Source organism: Vulcanisaeta sp. JCM 14467 (assembly GCF_001316245.1).
GTDB lineage: Archaea > Thermoproteota > Thermoprotei > Thermoproteales > Thermocladiaceae > Vulcanisaeta.
Genome location: NZ_BBDM01000008.1, coordinates 89,546 through 101,441, shown reverse-complemented (window position 1 = coordinate 101,441; position 11,896 = coordinate 89,546). Strand labels below are relative to the sequence as shown.

General features: G+C 44.3%; 14 protein-coding genes and 1 pseudogene. 6 read left to right on the top strand and 9 right to left on the bottom strand.

From position 1 onward, the window contains the following. Positions 1–4: 4 nt before the first annotated feature. From JCM14467_RS08715 to JCM14467_RS08695, 4 genes are all read right to left on the bottom strand, one after another. Positions 5–691, bottom strand: a complete 687-nt coding sequence (locus tag JCM14467_RS08715) for a ribosome biogenesis protein (RefSeq protein WP_054849829.1) — start codon at positions 689–691, stop codon at positions 5–7. Between the two features lie 19 nt (positions 692–710). Continuing rightward, positions 711–1,205 carry a GNAT family N-acetyltransferase gene (locus JCM14467_RS08710; protein ID WP_054849828.1) on the bottom strand — a complete coding sequence of 165 codons (495 nt, stop codon included), beginning with the start codon at positions 1,203–1,205 and terminating at the stop codon, positions 711–713. A 232-nt stretch (positions 1,206–1,437) separates the two neighbouring features. Continuing rightward, on the bottom strand, positions 1,438–1,917 hold the full coding sequence (locus JCM14467_RS08700; RefSeq protein WP_054849826.1) for a 30S ribosomal protein S13: 480 nt from the start codon (positions 1,915–1,917) through the stop codon (positions 1,438–1,440). 75 nt (positions 1,918–1,992) lie between these two features. Beyond that, entirely contained in the window at positions 1,993–3,072 is a 1,080-nt protein-coding gene (locus JCM14467_RS08695; protein WP_252901198.1) for a sugar phosphate nucleotidyltransferase, read from the bottom strand. A 110-nt stretch (positions 3,073–3,182) separates the two neighbouring features. Between JCM14467_RS08695 and JCM14467_RS08690 the strand changes: the two genes are divergently transcribed. The 5 genes from JCM14467_RS08690 to JCM14467_RS08670 are packed head-to-tail and all read left to right on the top strand — an operon-like array spanning position 3,183 to position 7,171. After that, positions 3,183–3,851 (top strand): hypothetical protein, encoded by a 669-nt coding sequence (locus JCM14467_RS08690; protein ID WP_054849825.1) that lies wholly within the window; start codon positions 3,183–3,185, stop codon positions 3,849–3,851. Beyond that, the gene (locus JCM14467_RS08685; RefSeq protein WP_252901197.1) at positions 3,848–4,585 is read left to right on the top strand and encodes a hypothetical protein; all 738 of its coding nucleotides are present in this window, start codon (positions 3,848–3,850) and stop codon (positions 4,583–4,585) included. Before JCM14467_RS08690 ends, JCM14467_RS08685 begins: the two co-directional genes overlap by 4 nt. 51 nt (positions 4,586–4,636) lie before the next feature. Continuing rightward, positions 4,637–6,007, top strand: a complete 1,371-nt coding sequence (gene cca / locus JCM14467_RS08680; RefSeq protein WP_054849823.1) for a CCA tRNA nucleotidyltransferase — start codon at positions 4,637–4,639, stop codon at positions 6,005–6,007. 57 nt (positions 6,008–6,064) lie between these two features. Further along, positions 6,065–6,511, top strand: coding sequence for a hypothetical protein (locus JCM14467_RS08675; protein WP_252901196.1), 447 nt, complete (start codon positions 6,065–6,067; stop codon positions 6,509–6,511). A gap of 6 nt (positions 6,512–6,517) precedes the next feature. Then, the gene (locus JCM14467_RS08670; protein WP_054849821.1) at positions 6,518–7,171 is read left to right on the top strand and encodes an orotidine 5'-phosphate decarboxylase / HUMPS family protein; all 654 of its coding nucleotides are present in this window, start codon (positions 6,518–6,520) and stop codon (positions 7,169–7,171) included. On the opposite strand, the gene JCM14467_RS08665 is transcribed toward JCM14467_RS08670, so the two are convergent. From JCM14467_RS08665 to JCM14467_RS08655, 5 genes are read right to left on the bottom strand one after another with little or no spacing between them, the layout of a single operon-like run. Further along, positions 7,168–7,941, bottom strand: a complete 774-nt coding sequence (locus JCM14467_RS08665) for a TRM11 family SAM-dependent methyltransferase (RefSeq protein WP_054849820.1) — start codon at positions 7,939–7,941, stop codon at positions 7,168–7,170. The two genes, JCM14467_RS08670 and JCM14467_RS08665, sit on opposite strands and share 4 nt — an antisense overlap. Further along, complete coding sequence (locus JCM14467_RS17405) at positions 7,886–8,095, bottom strand: hypothetical protein (RefSeq protein ID WP_252901195.1); 210 nt, start codon at positions 8,093–8,095, stop codon at positions 7,886–7,888. Before JCM14467_RS17405 ends, JCM14467_RS08665 begins: the two co-directional genes overlap by 56 nt. An 8-nt stretch (positions 8,096–8,103) precedes the next feature. Beyond that, positions 8,104–8,991 (bottom strand): DUF373 family protein, encoded by an 888-nt coding sequence (locus JCM14467_RS08660; protein WP_252901194.1) that lies wholly within the window; start codon positions 8,989–8,991, stop codon positions 8,104–8,106. 3 nt (positions 8,992–8,994) lie between these two features. Further along, entirely contained in the window at positions 8,995–9,189 is a 195-nt protein-coding gene (locus JCM14467_RS17400) for a hypothetical protein (RefSeq protein ID WP_252901193.1), read from the bottom strand. A gap of 17 nt (positions 9,190–9,206) precedes the next feature. Next, positions 9,207–9,989 carry a hypothetical protein gene (locus JCM14467_RS08655; RefSeq protein ID WP_252901192.1) on the bottom strand — a complete coding sequence of 261 codons (783 nt, stop codon included), beginning with the start codon at positions 9,987–9,989 and terminating at the stop codon, positions 9,207–9,209. 105 nt (positions 9,990–10,094) lie between these two features. On the opposite strand from JCM14467_RS08655, the pseudogene JCM14467_RS08650 reads away from it, so the two are divergent. Beyond that, a pseudogene (locus JCM14467_RS08650) lies at positions 10,095–11,852 on the top strand (succinate dehydrogenase/fumarate reductase flavoprotein subunit). The last annotated feature ends 44 nt before the right edge of the window (positions 11,853–11,896 follow it).

The following is an 11,896-nucleotide window of genomic DNA, read 5'->3' as shown; positions in this document are numbered from 1 at the left end:
GTCTCTAGGTAATGAGCCCCAGTTCAATCTCGAGCACAGTCAGCAATCTGCACAGTATTGATGATGTATCCATGACATACTTGCCAATCTTCACAACATCATCAGCAAGCCAGTAAGTACGTTCCTCAAATGATCCCCTGGGAAATGCGCCAATCATTACCAAGGGTCTCTTAAAATTCCTCACATAATCAATGAATGACCTAAGGGATAATTCCTTACCCCTTACATCATCAAGGAGTATCTTACGGTCTGGCAACTCCATACTTAGCACATAATTGATTCCACTCACGATCTTCATTAATGGTTTACCAACGGGTGGTACCCTACCCACCTCAAATAATTGACTCATTAAACCAATGAAGTTGTCATAATTACGTGGTGGGCGTATTTCAGGGTCAACATCAATTACCAAATCATTTATTGTATGTATGTATGTCTTAACTAACTTATTACGTGCAAGTAAACTACCCTGAATTAGGAGAAGAGCTTGATGAACTATATCGGGTCTTCCCCTCTTCTCGGCGTTAACTAACCTAATCATCGCCCTATGATGCCTAGCCCTATCAAGGATCAGGTACTTCGGGTTCACGTCTCTTCTTTTTGCATCTTTAATTATTACAGGGTCATTTAATAATTCCTTGGGCACTGTCTCGAGAGAGGACTCGGTAAGTAGCAATATTATCTTTTCCACGGTATTGTATTAAGCGGCGCTAATTTAAGGACTGACCAGCGTCTACGCTTTGGAGGTTAAATACTGTCGTACACTCACTATACATGCATTTTATAATTCCATGGAACTTCTTAGATATGGCTAATATTCTATAATTATCCGGGGTAGTATACGCAACCAGCGTCTTGGCGCCCCTTCTCTTTAGGTCATTTATTGCATAGGCAACCAGTCTTGTGCCAATACCCCTGCCCTGATAATCATCCTTAACCACGATGGCCATTTCATAACAACCATCACTCAGGTAAACAGTCTCCAAAACACCAACCAATTCATTGTTTAGGAAGGCACCGTAAACGATGTTACGCGGGTCTGAGAAAACGGATTTCACATACCTCTCGAAATCCTTAAAGAAGCCCCTGAATCTATAGTAGATGCTTTCATTACTTAATGAATTATACAAATCAATAACCATCTTCATATCACTGCTCCTTAACTCCCTGAATTCAAGCTTAACCAATTGCTTCACGACACTCATTCCTGATCATGCTCAATTACCATTGATCCTTTAAATTTCTTTCTCTTCAAGTGTAAAACATGCCTAGTAGAAGTATCATATGCAAAGAAATGATGATGAATACGCACGAACATTATTACATGGAATAGAATTGAATACTTAAGAATATGATACAAAGCCACTAACATTAAATATTGATCATGCAATTATCGAGACACTTAAATAAAATATTAATTTATGGCTGAGCCCTGCCTTATTTACTACCGCCTCCAGCTCCTCCACCACCAGCTGTCTTACCCTTCGTCACGCCTACTGTTAAGCCTAACCTACCCGTTGTCCTGGTTCTCTGACCCCTAACCTTAAGTCCAAGGTTATGCCTAATGCCCTTCCAACTCCTCAGCTTCTTCATCAGGTCAATATCCTTCTTAGCCACTAATACCAAGTCCGCACCCAATAAGTGCATGTTTCGCCCAGTCTCTGGATCCTTAGGCCTATTCACGAACCAGCCAGGTGCAAATTGATTTAGGTTTCTCACGGCCCAGTCAAGCTTCCTAATCGTCTCATCATCAAGCTGGCCCAGTCTGATTGATGGGTTTATCCCTAGGTACCTACATATTGCATATGCCGTTGATATGCCGATACCCCTTATCTTAGCTAGGGCATAGGCCACGGGCTTAAATCCGTCTAAATCAGTGTCTCCAACCCTAACTATCTGCCTGACTTCCTGGGACATTCGGTTCTGGTGCGCCTATGGGTATTTAAATTTTAGTTTATAGTATAATCTCGCCCTCCCTGTATATTGGTTCCATTACCTCCCTATACGGCCTATCTTCGTATTTTTGGCTATGAATACGGAGTCCTTTATGTAAACACCATCCCCAATCACAGACCCATCCTCAACCCTAGCCCATTTACCAATGTACGTATTACTACCAACAATACTTCCTGCTACGTAAGCACCATCGCATAACGACGATCCCTCAAAGATGAGTGAATTCACGATCTTGACAGTATTTCCAATTTTAGTGTTCCTATGTATTATGGCGTTTGGTCCAATCTCCGTATTATTCCCAATAGTGACACCAGGTCCTAGGTAAACGGGTGGTTGTATCGTAACCGTTGATGGTAAGTCAATGTTTATGCAATTATTGCTACCACCTCCACACCTACTTGCTAAGACACTAAAGTTTGCCTTCATGTAGTCCTCAGGAGTCCCAATATCAAACCATAAACCATTATGTATATATCCATAAACCTCACCCATCCTGAGTAGCCTTGGTATAACATCAATAGCGAGCTTAACCTGGTTCTCCGGGTTTTTCAGAATTAACTTAACAACGTCCTTAGTAAAGACGTAGAAACCGGCATTTATTAAGTTGGAACCAACGTACTGCTTAGGCTTCTCAATGAAGTTTATTATCCTATTAGTCTCGTCTAATTGGGCAACACCATACCTGGACACATCATCCACCCTGGTCAGGGTTATTGTGGCTATGCCGCCCATCTTCTCGTGGAAGTTCACGAGGGCATCAGCATCTATATTGCTGAGTATATCCCCATAAACCACGAGAAAAGTATCCGAGAGTTCATACTTATCATTAATTAATGCTATCGGACCCGCATCACCAAGTGGTTTGTTCTCCATCACGAATATTAACCTATCCTTAAAGTTGCTCCATACCCTCTCCATGTGTTCCCTTATTAAGTCGCCCATGTACCTTATTGATATGAAGATCCTGTTCAGGGATATCCTGGTTATGGACTCCATGATCCAATCAATAATCTCCTTATCGAGTACCGGCAGCAGGGGCTTTGGGCGTGAATAACTAAGGGGTCTAAGCCTTGTTGCTAATCCGCCAGCCAGTATTATTACATCATAACTCTTCATATATAACATCTCGTTGCCTAGATATTTATTTTTTTATTGTATCATCAATTAGACCAAGGTTAATAATAATTAATATTAATAAGGCATGTTTACAACCTAAAGGGGTTGGTGTGAGTACGATACCTGATGTCTGTCATTGGGATCATGAGTGCGTAACAAATTCTGTGGCATTAATCCTCATGCAATTACTGAAGGGGTTTGTACCCAGGGACTTGGCAGGTAATAGCGCATTTCGTAACTTAGTGTCCTGTACAGACGATAAATGCACCTTAACCCTAAGTGATTATTACTCAGTAATTAAGGGCTTGGATGATGCGAGTATTAAGGATGGTGTCGCCAAGGTCGTTAGTCTCATAGACCTGGGTGATGTGCCAGGTCTAATACAATTATTAATTAATATGGATTTAGAGCCAGGTATTATCACTGTTGATGAGAATGTGAGCATTAACATAAAGGGTGAATTGGGCGCTAGGGTTAATGAGGCCCTTGGGATAGCCCTATACTCAATAGCTGCCTATGACAATGCCATCACCAGGTTTAGCGCTGCTGCCGCGATTTATGAGGGTCTTGGTAATGTTAGTAAGGCGCGCTTTATGGAGGCTATGTCGAAGATAGCGAGGGCTGAGGACCTTAGGGTCAAGGCCTCAAGGCTTCATGAGGAGGGTAAGCACGATGCGGAGAAGGACATGATTGAGGACGCATCTAAATTATACGCATCATCTGTCGTGAGCTTTAGGGAGGCTGTGGGTATTGAGGAGGCGAGGCTAATGAGGTGTTGAGTATGATGGATTCCTCGGAAGTTCTTGCTAATTACTACTTCACACATGGTGATATAGCCAGGGCCATGCAGTACTACGACGCGTGCAGGGGTGTCTTAAATAATGCTCAGGGCTTGGGTGAGGATTACCTAAGTGCCGTGAAGGTGAAGGGTGATTTGTGCTCGGCATTTTATCTGCTGTGTAAGGCTATTGAGGAGGGTGATTGGAGGATTTATGAGGAGGCTGGTGATAAATTCCTTGAATTAATAAATGAGGGCTTGATTGATGAGCTAACCACCGAAGGCGCAGTAATGTCATACAGGGGCGCCATAGATGGTGTTGAGGAGATTGAGGATGCTGTTAGGATATACTCAAAGTACGTTAAGGCCGTGAGTAAGTACTTTGACAACATAGTTAAGGATAGGTATGGCGACTTTAATGCATTCATTGAGGAGTTTCGTAAAGGCGATTACGAGGGGCTTGCCCATGCACTTAATACTGATGTTAGCACACTTAAGCTGTATGTCGTTGGTAAGGTAATAATAGACGTGGTTAAGGAGGAGGGTTTAAGCGAGGATACAGCCCTCGAGGTCCTCGCCTACCTGGCCGGGCTTGGTTTAAACCCCCTCGACATGGGTATCGATGAGATGATTGAGGAACTGCAGGGCTTCGTCACGAATGAGGAATTCCTCAATAGGGTTAGGGACTTATTAACTAAGATTAAGGATAAGCTCAACAATATTATTGGCAATTAAGGTGATTAATAGGGGAGTGGCTTTATTAATCCATGACATTAATCCCACATTGTGAATATTGAAGAAGTCTTGTCAGAAGCCATAAGGATTGTTACACCAAGCCCTGAGGAGAGGGTTAGGGTTATCGACACAGCAAATGAGGTTGTTAAATTACTGACGAATGGGTTATCAAGGCGTGGTTACAGGGATTTTACTGTATCAATACAGGGTTCCATAGCAAAGGACACGTGGTTACCCGGCGATAGGGATATCGATATCTTCATTATTTTGCCCAGGGATTACATTGATAGGATTAGGGATGGTAGCATAACCAATGATTTAATAGGTATAGCCGTCGAGAATGATATTAAATGGAGTATTAGGTATGCTCAGCATCCATACATTCAACTACTAATTAATGAATTTGAAATAGACGTAGTTCCATGCATACGCATAAGCCCTGGTGAAAAGCCATTAACCGCAGCCGATAGGACACCATTACATACAGAGTTCGTAAATGGTAGGCTTGGCCATAGGGCTACCGACGTCAGGCTATTGAAGGCATTCTTCAAGTCAGTGGGTGTTTACGGTGCCGAGATCAAGGTCCAGGGATTTAGCGGCTACGTGAGCGAACTATTAATAATATACTATGGTTCATTTCTCAACACAATCAAGGCCATTAGTAATTGGTCAACAAGACACGTATTCATAGACATGACAGGCGCGTACAATGAGAGGGATGCCATAAGGAAGTTTAAGTCACCTGTCATAATAATAGACCCTGTCGACCCAAGTCGAAATGCCGCAGCATCAATAAGTAGGGAGGTACTAGCCACGGCCATAGCAGCGTCACGGGAGTTCCTTAGGAATCCACGGGTGGAGTTCTTCATGAGGGTGCATAAAGCCGTGAAGCCCACTTGGGTATTACCAACGGTGGTCATGAGAATGCCTTACCCAGGGAATACATCTCCGGACGTTGTATGGGGTGAAATTAGGAAGCTTTTGTCATCATTAAATAGGAATCTTAAGAAACTTGATTTCGAGGTTATCCGATCAACGGCTTGGAGCGACGATAAATCAGTAATCCTCCTAATAATAACCCTAAGCGAGCTTGAGCTCCCACCGTATGAATTGCATGAAGGCCCGCCTGTTAATTCAAATGCCGTTGATGGATTCATTAGGAAGTATGTTAATGAACCAAGCGTTGTTGGTCCATTCATAAGGGGTTCACGCTGGTTTGTGGTTAGGAAGAGGAGGTTCTACGATGCTGTTGATGCAATTAAGTACTTGGTATCTACCATATCGTTAAAGCATTTAAGGGCTTCCATCACTAATGCGATGTACGTAAAGATAAGGTCGGTTGATGACTTAAACAATTTTGAACAGGGCGAGAGGGCTATAATTGAGGAGTTTCTTTGGTCACGTCCCTGGTGGTTAACCTAATTTTCTCTCAATTTTTTTACAAGCGATATTTTTTTTAAGCACTTTGGTAACAAATTAATGAGTATGTCAAGCACGCCCGACCTCGAATTAATGACCTTTAATGGAGTTAAGGAGCTGCTCAACTATGTAAATAGCCAAATAAGCGATCTTGAAAGGAGGATTAAGGATATTGAGGGAATGATGAGCGAATTAAGGGTTAAGGCCGATAAGTACATGGCGTTAATGAAGATGATTGAGGAGATTGTTGGTAAGGGTCAGCAATTATCATTATCAACGGCGATAGAACTCACGGGCCTTAAGATAATCTTCGACCCAAGGCCAATCGATGAGTATGAAACATTAGATGAGAGTAGGAAGGCGATGGCCGATAGGTTAGCTGCATTAATGAGGGTTAAGGACGTACTTGACATTATCGCTAGCAAGCTTGGCGATAAGGCTGACGTACCCATACTCGTTGAGTTAAAGATGGGTATTCCAGTTAAGATAATATTCAGGAGTTGGTGAGTCTAGTTGAAGTTGCAGGTGGCGTTGGACCTAACGGAGCCCAGTGCGGCCATTGACTTAGCACGTAAATTATGCAGTGCAGAGGTTGTTGATATTGTTGAGGCGGGGACTCCCCTAATAAAGGCGGCGGGCGTATTAACCGTCAGTGCATTAAGGGTTGCCTGCCCAAATGCGGAGATAATGGCTGACCTGAAGACCATGGACGTAGGCGCTCTTGAGGCCAGGTTAGCCATTAACGCCGGCGCAAGCATAGTGAGTGTCCTTGGGGCCGCGGCTAATGAGACAATTGGTGAGTTCATTAATGAGACAAGGAGATTTGGTGCTAAGTCATTAATTGACATGATAAGTGTTAAGAACCCTATGGCGAGGGTCGAGGAGTTGGTTAATGCGGGGTTAAGGCCTGACTACGTTGGTCTTCACCTTGGTATTGATGTCCAAAGAAGTAGGGGTTTAACAGTTGAGGACTTAATAAGCGAGGCCGTAAACATTAGGAATAATTATGGATTGGCAGTCGCAATAGCGGGTGGTATTGATGAGAAGGTGGCGCCTAGGATTAAGGGTACCAACATCGACATAGTGATTGTCGGTAGAGCAATAACGCAGGCCCCAGACCCTGTAATGGCTGCTAAGAATATTAGGAGATTGCTCGGTATTGATTAGGGCTTCTTAAAAACGTAGATTAACCGCGTCAATCCACCATGAACATACTGCAAGCCACTAATCACTAATTCAAAACCTATATTCAGGAACCAGTCAAGAGAATCAACGTAGGTAGGGTGTGAAAAAGCCACATAGCCGCCATTCCTTAATACCCTGAACGCTTCCTTAGCAAAACCCCTGTATAATGAGTCTAGGTCCACATCGCTTATTGATAATCTATTATATGGAGGGTCTGTGGCTATTGCGTGAATCGACCCATCCTTAATGGGACTTAATAATGAATCAGAATTCACGGAATCGGCATGCACATTGTTGTTTAATGAACCTAAGTACTTCGGGTTAATGTCCATCCCAATCACATAAGCGCCAACTAACATAGCCTCCTGGGCAATCACTCCGGTGCCAACGAATGGGTCAAGGAAAACCCCATCTTCTTCGGTCCTTGCTAAATTAACGAGGAGTCTTGCAATGTGTAGATCGATAACGGCAGCATCACCCTGCCTACCCCTCTTCAGGACTCTGTACCTTGACCTATCAAGTTCTATAAGGGGTTCTTCACTAATGCCATTACTGATAAAGACGCGCTTTATTAATGCCGCCCTACAAATCCTCCTCTTTAATGCCTCAAGATCGCCCCTATAATCTACCACTAAATCTCTAGAATCGTCAATAAGGTCCGGGTAACCACCTGATAGCTCGGCTATTGCCTCTAACTCACCGTACGCTAACGCCTTTAGGTCCTGACTTACCTCCACCCTTAGCCTTACCATACCTATTTCTTAAAATACCCAACGTAATTAATGTTATTAACCCTACCACAGTGTAGATCATCAAATCGAAGAGTAGGGTGTACGTACCCACCTTACCAAACATGTAACCTGCCAAGTCGCTAGCCACCATTAGTAGGAATACGGTCAAGAGCACGTCAGCCGCTATCCTACCGAAGGCTTAATCCTAAACTTTATGTAAACCTCAATTACATTAACCGTGAGTATTGCCCCAACTACAAGCCCAATTAAATCAAAGGCATTCAATGTACCCCAGAGTGGTATTGTCTCGTGTAGCATGTAGTACGTGGATAGTGAGTATATTATTACGAAGAATATCGAGAGGGCTGATATGAAGAACGTGGCCTCATACATCCTGAGAAATCGAAGGAGGCTCTCATGAAGATTAAAGCCGTAGAGTATAAATGCGGCACCCAGCAGTATCGTTATGCTCGCTATAATCATCGTCCTAACCACGGCGGGTATGTACGGCCACACGCTATAAAACGCGCCATAAATCAGTAATAGGGCTCCAGGCACGCCAAGTGCGTACCTCCTATACCTAGGCTCACTAAATAACTTACCAATGTAGTACCTGGCTAGCACAGCAAACTCCTCAAAACCCCTCGTCTGCTTAACCACAATCCTCCTAACAGAGACCACAGGTCTCCTTGACTGTATAAGTGGTACAACAACCTCATCAGATGGTCCATCGGAAACTACGATAAATCCATCAGCATCAAATACCTGGAGCACTCTATCGACTTCATTGAGTATTTTCATGTCTGCGGTAACGTCTTCTGAACTTGTCCCCGTAACCACGGCTATCTCTACGTTTTCGGCGCCAAACGTTGAAATTAACGTGTCATAGAGCTGTATTGCGCCAAACATGGCGTTGGCATCAGAATCATCTGGATACCTAAGTATGTACTCAGTGGCCACCTTGAGCACGTTATTCCTACCAATTATTGGCGTGGGAACGCCAAGTCTCTCGCCTACATCATTATCCCTATCAACGTAAAGTACTATTAGCCTTCTAACGAGCTTAGACATGGCTTACTTCTCATTATCTTCCTCAAACTCCAGACCTAATAAATCATTCAGTGATACTCTCTCACCTCTCATCAATTTCTGAAGACCCTCTTCCGCCCTCTTCTTCGCCTCCTCCTTAATTTTCGCCTCCTCCTGTTTCTTCACGGCTAAGTTCTTCGATTTACGCGCCGCAGCCAATAGTAGTTGGTACTTATTCAATTCATCATTTAACTCCCTTAAACGGCCCTTAACTCCTTAATTTCAGCCGACTTACTCAATATTGTCTTTTTCAACTCATCTCTCCTAGCCTTAAGTGAATCTCTCTTACCCTTTAGCTGAACAATCTCATTCACAATGGACTCCCTCTTCTTCTTCAATTCCTGTATCCGGGCCTTAATGTTAGTAAGGGCATTATTATAGAGATCCCTCATTTGCTGGCCCAACTCCATCCTCTCCTTACGCATCTTCTCAATCTCCTGAGAATCACGACCTATATACTCCTTAATTCTCGAGAGTACCTCGGCCGCACTCAACTCCTTCTCCAATTGCTGTATTGTCCTGAAGAACTCCCACTCCTTCTCAGGATCCGTGGGTGATATCTCATGCTCAAACTCGAGCTTATCAATCAACTCTTTCAATTTCTCCCTATCAACAGGTTTACCACCAACCAAGTCATTAATCATTTTAGCCAACTCCCTATACTTCCTTACTCTATCAATCAACTCCTTAATCCGATTAAGCAACTCGGTCCTCCTCTCCTTAAGCTGCTTCAATGTATTTACCACATCATCCCTATTCTTCCTCAACCTAGCAATCTCATCCTTGATACTCTTTAACTCAGTCCTCTTACTATTGAGCTGGTTTATTATGGCGTTCAACTCCTCCCTAACCTTATTCAACTCATTACGAAGGCCCTCCCTCTCCTTCTCCTTGGCCTCAATTTCGTTCCTAACCTTAAGAATTTCACCACTCAACTCCCTAATCTTACCCTCTAATTCCTCCTCATTTAAAAACGCCATTCAGGTAAGCCACATTAGGAAGGGTATTAATAATGCTTATCCCGGGTCTGTTAAACTTCAATAAGGGAAGAAAATATAAATCACTTATGTAAAACGGGTTAGAGTATGGTTGAAGTACTTAAGTACGATCTAGTGATAATTGGTTCCGGCCTAGCCGGTTTAAGGGCCGCATTTGAAGCGGCTAGGGTTTCCCAGGGCAAGATAAGAATTGCAGTATTATCAAAGGTCCACGCAATGAGGAGCCACTCCGTTAGCGCCGAAGGCGGTGCAAGCGCAGTCCTATACCCAAAGGAGACAGGTGATAGTATCGACCTACACGCCTACGACACGGTCAAGGGTAGCGACTTCCTGGCAGACCAGGACGCAGTTGAGCTACTGGTTCAGGAGGCGCCTAAGGAAATAATATTCATGGATCACCTGGGCGTTCCCTGGTCGAGGATGATAAGGGTAGGATACTTCAGAGACCATTTGGAGGCATGTCGATCCCGAGGACGACCTTCGCTCAGGATAAGAGTGGCTTCTTCTTAATGAGCACGCTATACGACAATGTACTCAGGTTCGATAATGTAGAGATGCTCCACGAGCACTTCGTAACGTCACTGCTCATGGATAATGGAGTGTTCAGGGGCATCACGGCCATAGACCTAAGGACTGGCGAGTTCAAGGTAATACTGTCCAAGGCAGGTATAATAGCCACCGGCGGTAATGGTAGGGTCTACAAATTCACGACAATGGCCTGGTCCTCAACAGGCGATGGATACTCACTGGCCTACAGGGCTGGGTTACCACTCGCTGACATGGAGTTTCCGCAATTCCACCCAACGGCCCTAGTACCTAACGGCATCCTAATAACCGAGGGTGCCAGGGGTGAGGGTGGCTACTTAATCAATAAGGAGGGTGAGAGATTCATGAAGAGGTACGCACCAAGTAGGATGGAGCTAGCGCCAAGGGACATAGTTAGTAGGTCAATAATCACGGAGTGCATGGAGGTAGGGGATTCATGGATGAAGAGTCAGGGCTATGCTACGTATTACTAGACCTTAGGCACTTAGGCGAGGAGAAAATCAACAAGAGGTTACCGATGATTAGGGAGATAGTAATTAAGACGCTGGGTATTGACCCAGTCGATGAGCCAATACCGGTTAGGCCAGCGATGCACTACATGATGGGCGGCATACGCACTGACCTATACGGTCAGGTCCTACTCGATGGTGTGAATACTAGAGTTCCAAACCTATGGGCCGCCGGTGAGGCAGCAAACGTAAGCGTCCACGGAGCAAATAGGCTAGGTAGCAACTCACTAAGTGAGTGCCTTGTCTGGGGTAGGTTGACTGGCGCAGCGGCGGCTAAGTACGCAATGTCTGCACCAGACTCAATGCTTGAGTACAGCGGCGACATAGCTACTAAGGTGGCTAATGAGGAGAGTAGGATATTCGATAAGCTATTGCATAAGGAGGTTGGTGCCGAGAACCCATACGCCATTAGGGAAGAGTTGAATAGAACAATGGACACGTACGTATACGTCTTCAGAGACAAGAGCGGCCTAGAGGAGGCATACTCAACGATTAAGAGATTGAGGGAGAGATTCTCGAACGTGAGGATTGAGGATAAGGCAGGTACTACAACACGAACCTAAGGGACATACTTGAACTCGACTTCCTACTCGAGCAGGCGGAGTTAATAACCGTCGGTGCACTAACGAGGACGGAGTCAAGGGGCGCCCACTACAGGCTAGACTACCCGAAGAGGGATGACGCCAACTGGCTAAAGCACACACTATACTTCTACACGGTAGACGGGCCAAGGCTAAGCTTCGTACCAGTAAGGATAACACGCTGGAAGCCTGAGGAGAGGAAGTACTAAGGACTCAATAAAGAGGTAAAAGTAATTAAAGGGCATTGACTAAT

Coding starts and splice junctions, on each gene's coding strand:
- JCM14467_RS08710 (WP_054849828.1), bottom strand. CDS start 1,205: ATGAGTGTCGTGAAGCAATTGGTTAAGCTTGAATTCAGGGAGTTAAGG.
- JCM14467_RS08700 (WP_054849826.1), bottom strand. CDS start 1,917: ATGTCCCAGGAAGTCAGGCAGATAGTTAGGGTTGGAGACACTGATTTA.
- JCM14467_RS08695 (WP_252901198.1), bottom strand. CDS start 3,072: ATGAAGAGTTATGATGTAATAATACTGGCTGGCGGATTAGCAACAAGG.
- JCM14467_RS08675 (WP_252901196.1), top strand. CDS start 6,065: ATGAGTATGTCAAGCACGCCCGACCTCGAATTAATGACCTTTAATGGA.
- JCM14467_RS08665 (WP_054849820.1), bottom strand. CDS start 7,941: ATGGTAAGGCTAAGGGTGGAGGTAAGTCAGGACCTAAAGGCGTTAGCG.
- JCM14467_RS08660 (WP_252901194.1), bottom strand. CDS start 8,991: ATGTCTAAGCTCGTTAGAAGGCTAATAGTACTTTACGTTGATAGGGAT.
- JCM14467_RS08655 (WP_252901192.1), bottom strand. CDS start 9,989: ATGGCGTTTTTAAATGAGGAGGAATTAGAGGGTAAGATTAGGGAGTTG.